Raw genomic sequence first — 17,519 nt, forward strand, 5'->3', positions numbered from 1 at the left:
CTGTGACGGGGCGGAATTGAGTAATGTCCTTATTCGGAGATGGATGGCTTGTATTGGCAAAACAAGAGGGTTCTTTATGAAATTTTTAATTTGATGATTCTTAACTAACATTCCCTGTTGGGCGGTGATTTAAAAGAATTATAGACGCTTTTCCTGCATATTGTTGGATTATGGATGTGGTTGGTTGAAAATAATAATCTGGAGATCTGTGTGAGGAATGTTAATGCTATGAATATTATATATAGTTTGTGACAAAAAGAGATATCTAATCCCTATCTTTGCGGCGATATACAAAAATGTTATAATTATTTTAAATATAAATACTTCTTGTATGAGGAAAACTTATCTACTTTTAACGTTACTTTTGTTGTGCGTGGGAATATCCATACATGCTCAGGTGACGACGGCGAGTATGAGTGGTAAAGTCACGGATACATCATCGGAAGCGATGATCGGAGTGAATATCAAGGCTACGCATACGCCAACGGGTACCGAATACTACACGATTACCCAGCCGAATGGTTCTTATTCTTTTAACAACCTTCGTATCGGAGGCCCTTATGTGGTAGAGTTCTCTTATATTGGATACAATACGGAGAGCCGGACAGGAATAAACTTGGTTTTGGGTGAGGATCTGAAACTGAATGTAGTAATGCGGGAAGATACCCAAGCTCTCGACGAGGTAGTCGTGGTTGCGGATAAGAACCCCATTATTTCAGGAAGTCGTACAGGTGCGCAGGAAATCATCACTCGTGAGAAGATGGATAAGCTGCCTACGATTAACCGTTCTTTGGACGATTTCGTGAAATTAACTCCGATGAGTAGCGGTAAGAATTTTGGCGGTGTCTCTTACCGTTTTAATAATGTAACGGTGGACGGTGCTTCCTTTAATAACTCGTTTGGTCTGGCTTCTGCTCTTGGAGCTTCCGGTACGGAACCGATTTCTTTGGAGGCGCTCGAGCAGGTACAGGTGATGATCGCTCCTTTTGATGTTCGAAATGGAGGATTTACGGGTGCGGGTATTAACTCCGTAACGAAATCCGGTTCGAATGAGTTTCATGCTTCTGTATATATGTACACGAAGAGTCCGTCTATGATGGGATATCGTGTGAAGGATGAGACGATTGGTGTTTCTGAGTTCTCTAACCACCAATACGGTATCAGCTTATCCGGCCCGATCATTAAAAATAAATTATTCTTTTTCATCAATGGTGAGATGGATCGTCAGGAGGAACCGATTTCTTATACGACCGCTAATTCAGCGGCGGATGCGACCGTCTTGCAGGGTTTATCTGATTTCTTAGGTGATGAGCTTGGGTATAATCCGGGTAAATTCGACGTGAATAAGACAAATACTCAAGCGGATCGAATCACGGCTCGTTTAGACTGGAATATCAACTCAAATAATGTGTTGAGCTTAAAATATTATTATTTGAAATCGTTTAATACGAATAACCCTTCTACTTCCGGTGCGCCGAATAACGGACGTGGACCGAATGCGTTCGCTATTCCGTTCTCTTCTTCTTTCTACCGGACGAATAATAACTTCAATATTTGGATGGCCGACTTGAATACGACCATTAATGACCGTATGTCTAACTATTTGAAGATCGGTTATTCCCGTTTGCGTGATTATCGCGATATGGATGGCGGTTACTTCCCGCAAGTGGATATCTTGGATGGTGGTAACAATGCTTATACAACTTTCGGAACCGAGGCAAACTCCTATAATAACCAGTTGAACACTGATATCTGGCAGATACAGGATAACTTCTTGATGAATTTTGGCAAACATCAGATTACGGTTGGAACGCAAAGTGACTATCGTGCCTTTAAGAATGGTTTCGCTCAAAACTATCCGGGTTCTTGGGTGTTTAATTCTGTCGATGATTTCAAGTTCAACGTATTGGCTACAAAACAATACATGGCCGCTCATAACGGAAGTGTACAAGGATTTGATATCCGTGAGTTTAATCCGAAAGATTTTGGATTTGGTTCCAATGTGACGGGTATAACGAACTCTTCTTCTACGGGGTATCAATACTATGCGCAAAGATATTCGATGACGGATGATTTTCCATTCGCCGAGATAAATGTATTCCAGTTAGGTTTGTATGCCCAAGATAAGTGGACGGTAAGTGATAAATTGAACTTGACGTTAGGTTTACGTATCGATGTTCCGTTCTTTATGACTGATTTGCAGTCGAATGATAAAGTCGCCGCCGAGACCTATCGGGATGGCATCAAGATCGATGTTTCTAAATATCCGAACGCCAAACCTCAGTTTTCTCCTCGATTCGGTTTTAACTACAAACCGTTTGACGATGAGAATGGAAGCTTACAGATACGTGGTGGTACGGGACTCTTCACGGGTACTCCTCCTTATGTATGGATCAGTAATCAAGCCGGCAACAATGGTGTTTTGTTTGGTGACCTAAATGTTCGGGCGGTAAAGGATAAAAATGACAATATCATTAGCGACGGCAGACCTTCACTAGGTTTCACCGGAAATATGGATACTTATAAACCGGCTGAAGGTAGCGCTACACGTTCGGATATAGCGATTACGGATCCGGACTTTAAATATCCGAGCTTATGGAAAAGTAATATCGCTGCTGATTATAAGTTTGGTGATGGTTGGGTCGCTACCGTAGAGTTGCTGTATTCAAAAGACATTAACGCTATTTATCATGACAATATCGGATTGTATCGGACCGAGCAATTTGTAAATGACGGTGGAGCGGGTAATGCACGTCCATATTATAATGGCTATTATAGCGATAGAGAAGGAAATCAAAAGGCTGCGAATCATGTCGTGATGCTGCGTAATACCAGCAAAGGACATTCGCTTTATACGACCTTCCAGTTGCAGAAAAACTTTGTTGATGGAATCCTGAAGGGATTGTATTTGAATGGATCTTACTCTTTCGGGCAGTCTAGAGGTGTAACAGACGGAACATCGTCTGTGGCGACTTCCGCTTGGAAGTACCGTGCGGCCTTGGACGGAAATGCGGAAGAAGTAGGTTATACGGCAGGTTCTTTTGATGGTCGTTTGTTATTGTCCGCTTCTTATACGGCTAACTGGAGTAAATATGCGGCAACAAGTTTTGGCTTGATTTATCAGCGTTATCGTCCGTTCCGTTATTCTTATTGTTATAATGGTGACGCGAATGGCGATTCTCAGTTCTCCAATGACTTGATGTATATCCCTGCGAATTTTGACGAGGTAAAAGATCATTTGTTACCGGGCGATTTCGATAGCCAAGAAGATGCATGGAAAGCGATGAATGCCTTTATCGAGCAAGATCCTTATTTGAGCAAACATAGAGGTGAGTATGCCGAACGTAACGGTGCTGTCGCTCCGTTTGCGAATCAATTGGATTTGAGCGTTTCTCATGATATAAAGATTTACCAGAAGAATGGTCGCTCACATACTTTGCGCTTTAGTTTCAATATCGCTAACTTCTTGAATTTGTTGAATCGTAATTGGGGTGTGGTACAAACAACCGTTTTGGGTAATCAGCAATATCAGTTCTTGACGATCCCGAAAGGACAAGGCCCGAGTGCGGCGAACAACTATACGTTGAAATATACGATGGCGAAAGATTTGGACGAAACCTTCAAGGATAATTTGAACGATGTGTCTCGTTGGCAGATGCAATTCGGTATCAAGTATATCTTCTAAAAGAAAAATCTTTCATTAGATAAAATTTAATAATTAGAAGAGGTTCACTATCTTTGTGGACCTCTTTTTTAATTTAATGATATGTGGAATAATCGTATTGAGTTCTTACTCGTTAGTTTCTTTTGTATTTGTTCATTGGCTTTTACCGGTTGCCAAACGAAAAAACAATCGGATCGTTATGTCGTAGTTTTATCAATGGACGGTTTCCGCTCTGATTATCCGTCACGTGCTCATACTCCGACGTTGGATTCTTTGGCGAATGTGGGGGTTCGCTCCACGTTTCGCCCGTGTTATCCCAGCGTGACTTTCCCGAATCATTATAGCATGGCTACCGGATTGCATCCGGATCACCATGGTTTGGTAAATAATTTCTTTTATGACGCGGAGCTTGATAGCTCATACCGGATGGGAAATCTTGATCCGCAATTTTATGGTGGAGAACCTATTTGGAATACGGCGGAACGCCAAGGGGTTCGTACCGCCTCGTTCTATTGGGTAGGTAGTGAGGTGCCTTTAGAGAGTGGCCAGCCTTCAATATGGAAGCCGTTTGATAAATCGGTTCCTTTTTCAGATCGTGCTGATTCCGTGATCTCTTGGCTGAAGTTGCCGGAAGATGTGCGTCCTCATTTGATTATGTGGTATATGGAAGAACCGGATGCGATAGGTCATTCCGCTACCCCGGATTCGTCGGCGACCTTGGATGTGGTGGAGAACTTGGATAAAGTCTTGAATCATTTTTTCACGGAAGCCCGTCAGTTGGATATTTTCGATAAGATCGATTTTATCGTTCTTTCGGATCATGGAATGGCCACCTATTATCCCGAGAAATATGTGAACTTGAATGATTATCTACCCCGGGATAGTTTCGATTGTGTTTTTGATGGCGTTCCTACATTATTATATCCCAAGAAAACCTATGTGGATACTGCCTATGCGATTTTACAGAAAGTGCCGAATATAACCGTATGGAAGAAAAACGAGATTCCTGAGAAATTTGTTTACGGAAAGAATCCTCGAGTTAGTGACTTAGTTGTTTCTCCACATATTGGAACGTATGTAGAATTCCGAGAGAAATCATCTCCCCGTTATGCGGCGACACATGGTTACGATAATTTTACGCCGGAGATGGAGGCCATATTCTATGCGGCAGGTCCCTCGTTCAAGAGACATGCGGAGGTCCCGCAAATGGCGAACGTGAACCTTTACTTGATGATTGCCCGTTTATTGAATATACAACCTGCTCCGAATGACGGGGATAGCGCTGTCGTTCAGCAGCTATTTAAATGATAAGATTGATGCTACCATCTCATTTGACATGACATTACTGCAACCGCCGTGCGGTAATACTGCGGCGGTCTTGCGGTAATTGATGCTTTATTGATATTTGCGTGCCATCTTACGCATGAAGGCGAGACTGCCTTTGGCTAAGGCATCGGCATTGTATTTAGACGGACGCCACAAAGATACGGCTTCCGCCATACCGGGAACAGAATTGGAGAAATTCTCCAAAACTAAATTCCCATTGAAATCGATTTCCTGTAGTCCCCGGAACAAATCATCCCAGCGTACGTTTCCCTCACCCAGCATTCCCCGGTCACTTTCAGTCATGTGAATATGGCGAAGCCGGCTGCCAGCCGCAATAACCGGTTCATAAAAACTCGTCTCTTCTATATTCATATGGAAAGTATCCAGATGCAAAGACAAATTCGGTGCGTTTACGCATTTGATAAAGCGCAAGACTTCCTCCGCAGAGGTACACATATAACTTTCATAGCGATTGATCGGCTCGATACCGATCGTGATTCCAGATCGGGCGGCGTATTCGGCAACCTCTGCCCATACCTCACAAAGTGTATTTTCTTCTTCTTGTGTTCGCTGTTTGCCGGAAAAGACCCCGATGCCGGAATGTAAGACACCTCCCAAGTAATCAACCTCCAGTTCGCTCGCTTTATCCAGTGCCTCCTTGATCAGACAAGTCGCTTTCTTGGGATAAAAAGGAATATGCGCTTCTTTGGGAAGATTGAGAGAACAAGTCGCCTTCAATCCGTGTTGTTTCAATTGTCGCTTTACGATTGGAGCATCGAACTCCATGGAAGGAGGCAACAAAATTTCCAGTAAATCAAAACCGGCGGCAGATGCTTGCTGGATAGCGAAAAGACCGGCTTCTGGTGTCCACATAGGTGGTATCCAAGAAAGAATGGAAGCTCCGAAAGTAGGATTCATAATCGTATTGTTTTTATTTCGTTAGGGTTACAAAGTAAGTGTTTTTTTGAAGATTTCATTGCGAAGAAAGTGAAATCCTTCGCAATGAAATATCATAAATGTCATTTAAAAATAAAAGTTGGTACCCGGACAGAAGATAGGGTGGCTGCTGGTATTATCAATTTCAATCTTATTTTCTCTAGCGAGCCAACCGATAGCGGACCATAGATCCGCATCTGTTAGAGCGGATTTTGCTCTCAACGCCTCAAAACTCCAATGTTGGCCATCTGAAAGCAAATTCCAGATAGCTCCTGCATTTAATCCGATCGATCCTTTTGTCATGATAAAATCTGTTTTTATGTTTATGGTATATAGTGCTTATATTGTTATAACAGATAATATCCGGTAAAAGTATGTTGCGTTGAGATAAATAATCTAAAAAACAAAAATCTCTTGATGCGTTGAATTTTATTCCTTGAAGTCAGTGAATATGGATTCATCGTATACATTGTGTTCCTTTTTATCGTGGAATGGATACCATACTTGGGCAAAGAACGGATTTCCTTTAGCGATCTCGTCGTAATTCCAAGGGAGAGGTAAACATTCCGGGCACCAATGGCCTCCTAATAATACTAATGTGGGAGAGGCCTTAAAACGGTGACCGAATTGGCACTCCCAATCGAGTGGAGTCGATAAATCTCCTTTTGTCATGGCCGGTGACAAGCATTTTCCTCCCCTGAATTCTGCGGCTTTACGCATATCCTCGATATCCCATTCCGATTTAGGCTTACTTTCATCATAACCATGATCCAGAAAGACGGGTGTTTCGGAGGGGCGTTCTGTCCGGATCTTATCCCAACCCGGGATTGCTTGCCAATCCTCATACGAGCCAAAATATGCGGATATACGATCTTGGTGTCTGTTCTTGATCCAGTTACGAGTTCCCAGTCCCGGCTTTTTAGCGATGGCTCCCATACCCAGTTTTATGAAGATAGGAGGGACGATCTTTGCTAGGTGGAAATACCAAGGGACTTGGCTGGCCATCCATTTAAAATAATCGTCGCAAGTTTGGTTACTGCGGAAATGCAGATATCCTTCCAATAGATCTGAATCGGTATACCATTGTCCGTGGAAATTACGGATAGCGAACCAGTTCGGTTCGAATATTTTCTCTGGGGCGGGACAGCCAATCGCTTTTAACAATTTACTCTCAAACTCATAATTCGTCAGGCGGAAAGACGGGCCGCTACTAATATTATAGAAACGGTTCCAAAACTCATCCGGCACCTCCTTCTCGCATACATTCGCTAGTAAGCGACCGGAATCCTCGGCGGTAGCCCATTCCAGCACGCCGTCTAGCGGTACGTGGAATGTGATTGGGTCCGAACCTTTGAATAATAATTCGGGGCATAAGATACCGGTTTGGCGAAGGCACGCCCAATGTTTAATACCCGACTCCACGAAAATACGTTCGGCTATTGTCTTTGAGATGGCATAATGATCATAGACACTTATATTGATCGGATCTCCCGTACGTCCCCAATGAACAGGTGCGTTACGGTGGCCGGTTTGCGCCACGGAGCCGATATAGACTACCTTGATCCGGTCAGAGTTCGGTTGTGCTTTTACGGCATCCACGATATATTGGGCGGCGGTCGTGTTTACTTTCAAGGTTTTTTTAGGGAAATAATCCGCTGCCGGGGAAACCATTCCACCTACATGCAATACGTAGTCTGCCCCCATTACTCCATTTAAGACATCTTGATAATTTGTCAAGTCTCCCCAAACGATACGGATCCCTGCCATGGCCTCATATGCGGCTAATTTCTCTTTATTGATTTTGCTTGGGCGAGCCAAAAGTGTTATATTAAAACGATCTAGCCGCTTGGACAACTCGACCAATCCGGCATGCCCCATCGTCCCGGTGGCTCCGGTCAGAAAGACGGTCTTTTTACTTTTCATGATATAATTTAGTGTATAATAAAAGACTTAGGATACTATCGGGTAGCGAAGGTATATAAAAAAAAACTCCCAACCAATAGATTGAGAGCTTTTGTAGTGGATACGAGAATCGAACTCGTATTACATGCGTGAGAGGCATGTGTCCTAACCGTTAGACGAATCCACCATTTAGGTGTCATTGTTTTTGTTTGACGATGCAAAGGTAGATATATTTTTTAATTCTGCAATAGTTGAACCGAGTTTTTTTGAAGAAAAAGTGTGTTTTTTATCAAAATGCCAAGAAAACGGGGAGAATACCACTAAAAGGCGTTAAAAGTAGTTGCGATTTCATTGTTTTTTCATTGTCGGTACTGTTTATTTATTCTACCTTTGCCATCTGTAATTGAACAAAATAGTATTGAACATTACTAATACCAGTTTAATAAACAACTAATATTATGGCAGAACTTAAAGAAAAACTTTTCTCAGAATTCGCTCCTGTGTCTACTGAAGAGTGGATGGCGAAGATAACGGCCGACCTGAAAGGGGTACCGTTTGAGAAAAAGCTTGTTTGGAAGACAGGCGAAGGATTTAATGTAAATCCTTTCTATCGTGCAGAAGACATCGAGGGTTTAAAGACTACAGAGTCTCTTCCCGGTGAATTCCCTTATGTTCGTGGAACGAAGAAAGACAACGATTGGAAGGTACGCCAGAACATTGAAGTTTGCTGCTTCAAGGGTGCTAACGAGAAAGCACTTGACCTTTTGACGAAAGGTGTTACTTCTCTTGGGTTCATCATCAAAGGTGATGAGGTGAACGAGGAGAATATAGCTACTTTATTAGAAGGTATTTGTCCGGCTTCCGTAGAATTGAACTTCAACACTTGCAACTGCAAAGCGGAGAAGTTGATCGGTATCTTGGCTGACTACTTCAAAGGCAAGGGTGTCGACGCAGAGAAGTGCTACGGTTCTGTAAACTATGACGCTTTCAAGAAACCTTTAGTAAAAGGTAAAGAAAACAGTGAGTGGGTAGAAGGTGCCGCAGCTGTGCTCAAAGCTGGACAGGCTTTGCCTAACTACCGTGTATTGGCTGTAAATGCGTTCCTTTTCAACAATGCTGGCGCTTACATTTCTCAGGAATTAGGTTACGCCTTGGCTTGGGGTAACGAATTGATGGCAAAACTTACCGAGGCTGGTTTCACCGCTGACGAGGTTGCCAAGAAAATCAAATTCAATTTAGGTATCAGCTCTAACTACTTCATGGAAATCGCTAAGTTCCGTGCGGCTCGTTGGTTGTGGGCCGAGATCGTAGCCGCTTATAAGCCGGCCTGCGAATGCGCTTGCAAGATGGTTGCTCACGCACAGACTTCAGAGTGGAACATGACGGTTTACGATGCTCACGTAAACTTGCTTCGTTCTCAAACTGAGGCTATGTCTGCCGCTCTTGCCGGCGTAGACTCTATCACGGTTCGCCCGTTTGATAAGATTTACCAGACTCCAGACGATTTCTCCGAGCGTATCGCACGTAACCAACAATTATTATTGAAGGAAGAGTGCCACTTGGATAAGGTCGTTGACCCGTCTGCCGGTTCTTATTATGTAGAGGTATTGACGAATTCCTTGGCTGATGTCGCTTGGAAGTTGTTCTTGGAGGTTGAGGAAAAAGGAGGATTCTCCGTTGCCGTGAACGCAGGTGAGATCCAGAATGCCGTTAACGCTTCGAATGTAGCTCGTAAGAAAGCGGTTGCTACCCGTCGTGAGATATTGTTGGGTTCTAACCAGTATCCTAACTTCACGGAAGTAGCTGCCGATAAGATTCAAGAAAAAGGTTCTTGCTGTTGTGGAGGTGGTCATTGCGGTGAGGCAACGATCCCGGCTCTAGATTTCTCTCGCGGCGCTTCTGAATTCGAGGCTTTGCGTATGACGACAGAGAAGAGTGGCAAGACTCCGAAGGTATTTATGTTGACGATAGGTAACTTGGCGATGCGTTTGGCTCGTTCACAGTTCTCCGCTAACTTCTTCGGTTGTGCCGGATATAAGATAATTGATAACTTAGGCTTCGATACGGTTGAGGCTGGTGTTGAGGCTGCTGTCAAGGCTGGTGCCGAGATCGTGGTTCTTTGCTCTAGTGATGACGAGTATGCTGAATTCGCTCCTGCCGCTTACAAGGCTTTGGCCGGACGTGCCGAATTCGTTGTAGCCGGAGCTCCTGCTTGCGCGGACGACTTGAAGGCTCAAGGTATCGACCAGTTCGTAAATGTAAAGAGCAATGTGCTTGAGACATTGAAAGCATTCAACGCTAAATTAGGAATCGCTTAAGTATAAACAATTATGAGACCAAATTTTAAAAACATAGATATAAAGAATGCCGGATTCGCAGCTACAAACGCTGCCGAATGGGCAAAAGCCAATGGTATCGAGCCCAATTGGAAAACACCCGAGCATATCGAGGTGAAACCTGTATATACAAAAGAAGACTTGGAGGGTATGGAGCACTTGAACTATGCTTCTGGTTTGCCTCCTTATCTACGTGGCCCGTACAGCGGTATGTACGCTATGCGTCCTTGGACAATCCGTCAGTACGCAGGTTTCTCTACCGCTGAGGAGTCTAACGCTTTCTATCGCCGTAACTTGGCTTCCGGTCAGAAAGGTTTGTCCGTTGCGTTCGACCTTCCGACTCACCGTGGTTACGATGCCGACAACGAACGTGTGGTTGGTGATGTAGGTAAAGCGGGTGTATCTATCTGTTCCTTGGAGAACATGAAAGTGTTGTTCGATGGTATTCCTTTGAACAAGATGTCTGTTTCCATGACCATGAATGGTGGTGTGCTTCCGGTATTGGCATTCTATATCAACGCAGGTTTGGAGCAAGGTGCTAAGTTGGAGGAAATGGCCGGTACGATCCAGAACGATATCTTGAAAGAGTTCATGGTACGTAATACCTATATCTATCCGCCTGAGTTCTCCATGAAGATTATCGCTGATATCTTCGAGTACACCTCTCAGAAGATGCCGAAGTTCAACTCTATCTCTATCTCCGGTTATCATATGCAGGAGGCTGGTGCTACGGCTGATATCGAGATGGCTTATACGTTGTGCGACGGTATGGAATATCTTCGTGCCGGTATCAACGCCGGTATCGATGTGGATGCGTTCGCTCCCCGTTTGTCATTCTTCTGGGCTATCGGTGTAAATCACTTCATGGAGATCGCCAAGATGCGTGCGGCTCGTATGTTGTGGGCGAAGATCGTGAAGAGCTTCGGCGCTAAGAACCCGAAATCATTGGCATTGCGTACACATAGCCAGACTTCCGGTTGGTCATTGACCGAGCAAGATCCGTTCAATAACGTAGGACGTACTTGTATCGAGGCTATGGCCGCTACATTAGGACATACACAATCTTTGCATACGAACGCATTGGATGAGGCGATCGCTTTGCCGACCGATTTCTCCGCTCGTATCGCTCGTAATACACAGATTTACATTCAGGAAGAGACTAAGATCTGTAAGGAGATCGACCCGTGGGCTGGTTCTTACTATGTAGAGTCTTTGACGAATGAGTTGGTACATAAAGGTTGGGCATTGATCCAAGAGATCGAGAGCATGGGTGGTATGGCGAAAGCCATCGAGACAGGTCTTCCTAAGATGCGTATCGAGGAAGCTGCCGCTCGTACACAGGCTCGTATCGACTCTGGTGTTCAGACCATCGTTGGTGTTAACAAATATCGTTTGCCGAAGGAAGATCCGATCGATATCCTTGAGATCGATAATACAGCCGTACGTAACGAGCAGATCGCCGCTTTGAAGGAGTTGCGTGCTAACCGTGACGAAGCCGCTGTTCAAAAAGCTTTGGCTGATATCACGGAGTGCGTGAAGACGAAGAAGGGCAACTTATTAGAGTTGGCTGTTAAGGCTGCCGGCTTGCGTGCGTCATTGGGAGAGATCTCCGATGCTTGCGAGGTGGTTGTAGGTCGTTATAAAGCAATCATTAGAACTATTTCAGGCGTGTATTCATCAGAAACTAAGAAAGACGCAGACTTCCAGAAAGCTTGCGAGCTTTGCGAGCAATTCGCTAAGAAAGAAGGCCGTCAGCCTCGTATCATGATCGCTAAGATGGGTCAGGACGGACACGACCGTGGCGCTAAGGTTGTCGCTACTGGTTATGCGGACTGTGGTTTCGACGTAGATATGGGACCGTTGTTCCAGACTCCGGCCGAGGCTGCCCGTCAAGCTGTGGAGAACGACGTTCACGTAATGGGCGTTTCTTCTTTGGCCGCTGGTCATAAGACGTTGGTTCCTCAGGTTATCGAGGAGTTGAAGAAACTAGGTCGTGAGGACATCATCGTTATTGCTGGAGGTGTAATCCCGGCTCAAGACTATGACTTCTTGTATAAGGCTGGCGTTGCCGCTATCTTTGGCCCGGGTACTTCCGTATCGAAGGCAGCTTGCCAGATCCTTGAGATCTTGTTAGGCGAATAAATAGAGTTTAGACCTTACGGTTTTTAAATAAAGAGAGGCTGGACAATTGATTTTGTCCGGCCTTTTTTAGTATTGTATGCGGGTTTATGTACTTTTGTAGCGATTATTCAATTAAAAAGGGAAAGAATCATGGGAATCGTTATAGGTATAGATGTGGGAGGTAGCACGACCAAGATCGTCGGCGTGGAGGATAAGAAGATCAAGAACCCGATGTTCGTGAAAGCTACCGATCCGGTAACCTCTTTATTCGGAGCCTTCGGTAAGTATATTTATGATAATAACATCTCGCTCTCGAATATAGAGAAAGTGATCTTGACGGGTGTAGGTAGCGCCTATATCGATCAACCTTTATATGGCTTACCAACTGCGAAGACGGATGAGTTCCTTGCGAATGGGCTAGGGGCGCAATATAATACGGGACTGGACAGTCTATTGGTGGTCAGCATGGGAACGGGTACCTCCTTTGTCAAGGTACAAGGCTCCACGATCGAGCATATCGGGGGATTGGGTATCGGTGGCGGAACAATCCTCGGCTTGTCTAAGCTATTATTGAAAACGCATGACTTTCACCAAATAGCGTCTTTGGCCGAGCACGGTTCCTTGAATGATATCGACTTGCATATCCGGGATATTACGCCGCATCCGCTACCCGGCCTGCCGCTGGACGTGACAGCCTCTATTTTCGGAAAAGCGGACGCGAACGCTAAGGTTGAGGATATCGCTCTCGGTATCGTTCATATGGTCTTGCAGACCATCGGACAAGGAGCTGTTTTCGCCTCGTTAAATGGCGATATCAAGAATATCGTATTGATCGGTAACCTGACTCGCTTGCCACAATGCCCGGATATTTTCCCCCGTCTGGAGGAGATGTGCGATGTCCATTTCAAGATACCGGAGTATGCCGAATATCGCACGGCTATCGGGGCGGCTTTATGCTATATCAGGAACCGGGAATATAAGGATATTTTTTGTGGAAAGTGTTAGGCTACATCAAAACTTTATGTATCTTTGCTACATGCTTTGTTCCCTTTCGGCAATCGCCGGATAGGGATTAAAAGGGAATCGGGTGAGAATCCCGGACAGTCCCGCTGCTGTAAGCTTCATAAACGGGTTGAGCAATACTGTTGCCACTGTTCATTCAAGTGAATGGGAAGGCGCTTAAGACCGGAAGTAAGTCAGAAGACCTGCAAGGCGTGTATATTTTCGACGGCTTCGAGGAAAGGCCGGAAGAGAACGCAAGAACCGTATCCGGTTTTTACTATTCTTTATCCAAGGTTTTCTTATCAAGTCGTCTCATGGTTTCGGATAATTATTTTGCCATAATAATTAGGGAAAGAAGCATGAATCTGACCGACGGGATGAGCTCCGTGTGTAAGATGCATGCTTTCTTTGCGTTTAAAGGACTGGGGTATTCCGTGAACACTCTATAGAGAATATTTGTTTATTATTAGAAAAGTGCGTTTATTTGCAACGAGTAATTAACAAAAGAAGTATGAATATGAAGAAAATTGTGGGACTTGTTATGGTTGCCTTGCTAGCGTTGATGGCGCTTCCGGCGAACGCTCAGCTTAAATTCGGTATCAAGGGAGGTGTGAATATATCGTCTGTTCATTTCAACTCGGACGTGTTGAAAGCGGATAACGTAACCGGCTTCCAAGTGGGTCCGATGATCGAGACGACCTTACCGTTGGTGGGTGTCGGGATCGATGCGGCAGTGTTGTATTCGCAAAAGGGTTTGGAAACGACCTCGGCTGGCGGGGTGAAGACTTCGATGAAGACGGATTATATCGATGTTCCGGTCAACTTGAAATGGAAATTCGGCTTACCGATCGTCAAGGCGTATCTGGCAGCCGGTCCGTATATCGGTTTCCGTGTAGGCGGTGATAAGTTTTGGGATATCCCGGGTTCCGTAGCGGATCAGGTGAAGGCGAAGAATTTCAGCGCAGGTCTTAACTTCGGTGCCGGCGTGGAACTGATCAGCCACTTGCAGGTGGGTTTCAATTATGGTCTGGGACTGACTGATAACTATAGTATTGAGAAGGTGAACCTCTCCGACGGTGCCGGAAAGAACCGTGGATGGTCTATCACGGCAGCGATCTTGTTCTAAATAGGTGAAAATAAAATGAGAGAGGCTGGGCTTTAGAAGTCCGGCCTTTTTTGTTATTTTTGGGCTCGTAATGAAACACCTGTTTGAATGAAATACGCGGACGTCATACTTCCCCTTCCTTTGGAGAATAGCTATACCTATCGGATACCCGAAGATCTGGAGAGAGCCGTGACTCCCGGTTGCCGGGTGATCGTGCATTTCGGGAAGAAACGATATTATACGGCTATCGTCATGGAGGTACACGACCGGGAACCGGTATCCGATTTTGAGACGAAGGAGATCTACGCTTTGCTGGATGCCACGCCGGTGCTCCGCCGTCCGCAACTCCGTTTCTGGAAATGGATATCTTCTTATTATATATGTAAGCTGGGCGACGTGTATAAGGCGGCCTTGCCTTCCGGCTTAAAGTTGGAAAGCGAGACGGCGGTTACTTATAATGAGGATTTCGAGGCCACCGCCCCCTTGCGCCCGAACGAGCAAGCGGTACTGGATGCTTTTAGCGGGGTTTTGAAATTGACGATCTCGGAGTTGGAGAAGAAGACCGGTCTTCGAAATGTTGTCCCGATCGTCTCTTCCTTGATGGTGAAAGGGGCGGTCGAGGTGAGCGAGGAGCTAAAGCGAGGATTCGTTCCCAAGACACAGGCGTTTATCCGTTTGGCCGAGGCTTACCGGGATGAGACGAAATTACAGGCGGTGTTCGAGGATTTGAAACGAGCGAAGAAGCAAGAGCTTCTGCTGGTCAGCTTCTTGGATTTAAGCCATACCTTGAATCCCGCTTTATCGAAGGAGCTTTCCAAGAAAGAGCTATTGGAACGCAGTGGTTATACCTCTGCGGTATTGGAGGGGCTGCTGAAACGGGGTATCTTGGAGAGTTACGAGAAAGAGGTGGGTCGTTTGCAAGTATCTGTCTGCCGCTTGCAAGAGCCGAATCCGCTCAGTCCGGCGCAAGAGAAAGCCTATGGAGAGATCCATGAGGCTTTCAAGACGAAAGAGGTCTGCTTGCTTCATGGCGTGACTTCCAGTGGTAAGACCGAGATATACGTCCGTTTGATCCATGAGGTCTTGCGGCTGGGGCGGCAGGTTTTATATATGTTGCCGGAGATCGCTATCACGACCCAGATCACGGAACGGCTGGCGAAATTATTCGGGGATAAGCTATTGGTCTACCACTCTAAGTTCTCGGATAACGAGCGGGTGGAAGTTTGGAATAAGCTATTGCATAACGACGAGCCTATGCTGGTATTGGGGGTCCGTTCGTCCCTCTTCCTTCCGTTTAAGGACTTGGGCTTGATTATCGTGGACGAGGAGCATGAGAATACGTATAAGCAGCAGGACCCGGCACCCCGTTACCATGCCCGTAACGCTGCCATCGTCTTGGCGGGTATGCACGGCGGTAAGACCTTATTGGGTTCCGCCACTCCCTCCATCGATTCTTATTTCAACGCTACGGCGGGGAAATACGGTCTGGTTGAGTTATCTACCCGCTACGGTGATTGCTTGATGCCGGAGATTATTACGGTGGACGTGAAGGAGCTAAAGCGCAAGAAGATCATGAAAGATACCCTTTTCTCCCCTCTGTTGGTGGAGAAGGTGCGGGAGGCCCTATCCCGGGGCGAGCAGGCGATCCTATTCCAGAACCGCCGGGGATTCGCCCCGATGATCGAGTGCCGAGGGTGCGGGTGGGTGCCTCGTTGCGTGAATTGCGACGTTAGCCTTACCTACCACAAGGCGCATAATCAGCTGGTTTGCCATTATTGCGGTTATACCTACCGCTTGCCGCAGGTATGTCCCGAGTGTAAGGGGACGGAGTTCAAGATGCAAGGCTTCGGTACGGAGAAGGTAGAGGAGGAGATCGCTGGGCAATTCCCAGCGGCGAAGGTGGAGCGGCTGGATTTCGATACGGCCCGTACCCGCACGGCTTACGAGCGGATCATCTCGGATTTCGAGAAGGGGAAGACACAAATCTTGATTGGTACCCAGATGTTGTCGAAGGGATTGGATTTCGGGAATGTCAGCGTGGTCGGAATCCTGAGTGCCGATAGCCTGATGAATTTCCCTGACTTCCGGGCGCACGAGCGGGCTTATCAATTGATGGTACAGGTTAGCGGACGTGCCGGACGACGGGATAAGCGGGGTACGGTGATCTTGCAGACTACTCAGCCGGAGCATCCTTTGATCCGTATGGTGCAGCATTTTGCTTATAAGGAAATGGTGAGCTTGCAATTGAGCGAGCGTAGTATGTTCCGTTACCCGCCTTACTACCGTTTGATCGTCTTGATCCTTCGAAGTCGGAATGAGGAGGCTTTGCAGGAAATGTCTGCTTTATACGCCGAGAAACTTCGTGCTCGTTTGGGTGAGCGGGTGTTGGGGCCGGTTACGCCGCCTATCACTCGGGTACAGACGCTTCATATCAAGAAGATCGTCTTGAAGATCGAGATATCCGCCGGGATCGCTCCGCTTCGTGAGATATTGGAGGGGATTCATGCGGAGATGCAGGGATATGCGCTATTTAAGCAGTTGTTGGTTCATTATGATGTGGACCCGGCTTGAGAATTGAAAATGGAGAATTGAGAATTGAAAATTGAAAATTAAAGGAAAGGAGCTTAGGGATGAAGGAGGAAAAGATACGGTTGTTGTTTGTGTGTTTGGGAAATATATGCCGTTCCCCTTCGGCGGAGGCGGTAATGAAGAAGTTGGTGAAGGATGCGGGGCTGGAAGCTCGGATCGAGATCGATTCCGCCGGGATCACCGGCTATCATGAGGGAGACCGGGCAGATTCAAGGATGCGGGCGCATGCGGCTCGCAGGGGATATTCGTTGGATTCGATCTCCCGTCCGGTACGTCAGTGGGACTTCCATGACTTCGATTTGATTATCGGCATGGACGACCAAAATATAACGGATTTGAAACGGATGGCTCCCGATCTGGAATCCGTCGCTAAGATACATCGGATGACCGAGTTCTCCCGGAATAAGTTGTACGATCACGTCCCGGATCCTTATTATAGCGGTGCCGAGGGCTTTGAGCTGGTCTTGGATCTATTGGAAGACGCTTGCGCCGGGTTGTTGGAATATTGCCGATTATTACGATGCCCATCGTAAGGTTG

General features: G+C 46.0%; 11 protein-coding genes, 1 tRNA gene and 1 riboswitch. Of the genes, 8 read left to right on the forward strand and 4 right to left on the reverse strand.

The features are described 5' to 3' along the window. Positions 1 to 331 precede the first annotated feature (331 nt). On the forward strand, positions 332 to 3,685 hold the full coding sequence (locus NBH16_RS08420; RefSeq protein ID WP_005867209.1) for a TonB-dependent receptor: 3,354 nt from the start codon (positions 332 to 334) through the stop codon (positions 3,683 to 3,685). A gap of 81 nt (positions 3,686 to 3,766) precedes the next feature. After that, positions 3,767 to 4,972 carry an alkaline phosphatase family protein gene (locus NBH16_RS08425; protein ID WP_005867211.1) on the forward strand — a complete coding sequence of 402 codons (1,206 nt, stop codon included), beginning with the start codon at positions 3,767 to 3,769 and terminating at the stop codon, positions 4,970 to 4,972. Positions 4,973 to 5,059: 87 nt separating this feature from the next. Here the strand turns inward: NBH16_RS08425 and NBH16_RS08430 are convergent, their stop codons facing one another. From NBH16_RS08430 to NBH16_RS08445, 4 genes are all read right to left on the reverse strand, one after another. Then, the gene (locus tag NBH16_RS08430) at positions 5,060 to 5,908 is read right to left on the reverse strand and encodes a sugar phosphate isomerase/epimerase family protein (protein WP_008778708.1); all 849 of its coding nucleotides are present in this window, start codon (positions 5,906 to 5,908) and stop codon (positions 5,060 to 5,062) included. A 105-nt stretch (positions 5,909 to 6,013) separates the two neighbouring features. Further along, a complete protein-coding gene (locus NBH16_RS08435; protein WP_005854120.1) occupies positions 6,014 to 6,229 on the reverse strand; it encodes a winged helix-turn-helix domain-containing protein in 216 nt (71 codons plus the stop codon). Between the two features lie 126 nt (positions 6,230 to 6,355). Beyond that, positions 6,356 to 7,849, reverse strand: a complete 1,494-nt coding sequence (locus NBH16_RS08440) for an NAD-dependent epimerase/dehydratase family protein (protein WP_250788364.1) — start codon at positions 7,847 to 7,849, stop codon at positions 6,356 to 6,358. 94 nt (positions 7,850 to 7,943) lie between these two features. Further along, positions 7,944 to 8,015, reverse strand: a tRNA-Glu gene (locus tag NBH16_RS08445). A 271-nt stretch (positions 8,016 to 8,286) separates the two neighbouring features. Here NBH16_RS08445 and mutA point away from each other — a divergent pair. From mutA to NBH16_RS08475, 6 genes are all read left to right on the forward strand, one after another. After that, positions 8,287 to 10,146, forward strand: a complete 1,860-nt coding sequence (gene mutA / locus NBH16_RS08450) for a methylmalonyl-CoA mutase small subunit (RefSeq protein ID WP_005867218.1) — start codon at positions 8,287 to 8,289, stop codon at positions 10,144 to 10,146. Positions 10,147 to 10,158: 12 nt separating this feature from the next. After that, the gene (scpA, locus tag NBH16_RS08455) at positions 10,159 to 12,306 is read left to right on the forward strand and encodes a methylmalonyl-CoA mutase (RefSeq protein ID WP_005854126.1); all 2,148 of its coding nucleotides are present in this window, start codon (positions 10,159 to 10,161) and stop codon (positions 12,304 to 12,306) included. Positions 12,307 to 12,435: 129 nt separating this feature from the next. Next, positions 12,436 to 13,290, forward strand: coding sequence for a type II pantothenate kinase (coaW, locus tag NBH16_RS08460; RefSeq protein WP_008773692.1), 855 nt, complete (start codon positions 12,436 to 12,438; stop codon positions 13,288 to 13,290). A 19-nt stretch (positions 13,291 to 13,309) separates the two neighbouring features. Beyond that, positions 13,310 to 13,512: riboswitch (cobalamin riboswitch) on the forward strand. Between the two features lie 292 nt (positions 13,513 to 13,804). Further along, complete coding sequence (locus NBH16_RS08465) at positions 13,805 to 14,413, forward strand: porin family protein (RefSeq protein WP_005867222.1); 609 nt, start codon at positions 13,805 to 13,807, stop codon at positions 14,411 to 14,413. An 87-nt stretch (positions 14,414 to 14,500) separates the two neighbouring features. Next, positions 14,501 to 16,963, forward strand: coding sequence for a replication restart helicase PriA (gene priA, locus NBH16_RS08470; RefSeq protein ID WP_005867224.1), 2,463 nt, complete (start codon positions 14,501 to 14,503; stop codon positions 16,961 to 16,963). A gap of 59 nt (positions 16,964 to 17,022) precedes the next feature. After that, positions 17,023 to 17,514: a low molecular weight protein-tyrosine-phosphatase gene (locus tag NBH16_RS08475; protein WP_005867226.1), complete on the forward strand. Its 492-nt coding sequence runs from the start codon at positions 17,023 to 17,025 to the stop codon at positions 17,512 to 17,514. Positions 17,515 to 17,519: the final 5 nt, after the last annotated feature.

Origin of the sequence: Parabacteroides sp. Y3-G-102 (assembly GCF_023656845.1) — a bacterium.
Lineage (GTDB): Bacteria > Bacteroidota > Bacteroidia > Bacteroidales > Tannerellaceae > Parabacteroides > Parabacteroides distasonis.

What these genes read in the sequence shown, in the direction of transcription:
- NBH16_RS08420 (WP_005867209.1), top strand. Translation starts at nt 332, where the DNA reads ATGAGGAAAACTTATCTACTTTTAACGTTACTTTTGTTGTGCGTGGGA.
- NBH16_RS08425 (WP_005867211.1), top strand. Translation starts at nt 3,767, where the DNA reads ATGTGGAATAATCGTATTGAGTTCTTACTCGTTAGTTTCTTTTGTATT.
- NBH16_RS08430 (WP_008778708.1), bottom strand. Translation starts at nt 5,908, where the DNA reads ATGAATCCTACTTTCGGAGCTTCCATTCTTTCTTGGATACCACCTATG.
- NBH16_RS08435 (WP_005854120.1), bottom strand. Translation starts at nt 6,229, where the DNA reads ATGACAAAAGGATCGATCGGATTAAATGCAGGAGCTATCTGGAATTTG.
- NBH16_RS08440 (WP_250788364.1), bottom strand. Translation starts at nt 7,849, where the DNA reads ATGAAAAGTAAAAAGACCGTCTTTCTGACCGGAGCCACCGGGACGATG.
- mutA (WP_005867218.1), top strand. Translation starts at nt 8,287, where the DNA reads ATGGCAGAACTTAAAGAAAAACTTTTCTCAGAATTCGCTCCTGTGTCT.
- scpA (WP_005854126.1), top strand. Translation starts at nt 10,159, where the DNA reads ATGAGACCAAATTTTAAAAACATAGATATAAAGAATGCCGGATTCGCA.
- coaW (WP_008773692.1), top strand. Translation starts at nt 12,436, where the DNA reads ATGGGAATCGTTATAGGTATAGATGTGGGAGGTAGCACGACCAAGATC.
- NBH16_RS08465 (WP_005867222.1), top strand. Translation starts at nt 13,805, where the DNA reads ATGAAGAAAATTGTGGGACTTGTTATGGTTGCCTTGCTAGCGTTGATG.
- priA (WP_005867224.1), top strand. Translation starts at nt 14,501, where the DNA reads ATGAAATACGCGGACGTCATACTTCCCCTTCCTTTGGAGAATAGCTAT.
- NBH16_RS08475 (WP_005867226.1), top strand. Translation starts at nt 17,023, where the DNA reads ATGAAGGAGGAAAAGATACGGTTGTTGTTTGTGTGTTTGGGAAATATA.